Raw genomic sequence first — 571 nt, forward strand, 5'->3', positions numbered from 1 at the left:
ACCATCGGCAGCTTCGAGCACATCCTGACCGCCACCACGGTCGGGCCGTTCGCCGCCAACCACACCCCCAACCCCGCCCACACCGCGTCGGTCGACTGGATCCAGAACGCCGACGACCCCATCACCGACGAGGACGGCAGCACGGGAGGCGGCGACCGGACGCCGCCGACCGTCAGCGACGTGCAGGTCGAGACCGGGGTGACCACGGCCACGATCACGTGGGCCACCGACGAACCCGCCACCACGGCGGTGTCCTGGGGACGCACCCCGGACCACGACGAGGGCACGGTCACCTCGTCGACACCGGAGACGGCACACCGGGTCGACCTGGAGGGCCTGGCGCCCGACGAGACCTACCACTACGTGATCGAGGTGACCGACGAGGCAGGCAACACCGCGACGACCAACGACGCGACGTTCACCACCCAACCCCGCACCGTGGTGTCCGATGACTTCTCCAGTGGCATCGACCCCACCCGCTGGACCGTCGTCGACCCCCTCGGCGACGGCACCGTCACCGCCACCGGCCAGGGCACGTCCGACGCCACCGCCGACCTCACCGTGCCCGCTG

1 protein-coding gene is annotated in these 571 nt (G+C 71.3%); it reads left to right on the forward strand.

All coding sequences use genetic code 11. The features are described from left to right. Positions 1–571, forward strand: a 571-nt coding sequence (locus tag CUC05_RS24195) for a fibronectin type III domain-containing protein (protein WP_170128110.1), incomplete at both ends; no start/stop codon positions are given.

The sequence above is a fragment of the Euzebya rosea genome, from assembly GCF_003073135.1.
GTDB classification, from domain to species: Bacteria; Actinomycetota; Nitriliruptoria; order Euzebyales; family Euzebyaceae; genus Euzebya; species Euzebya rosea.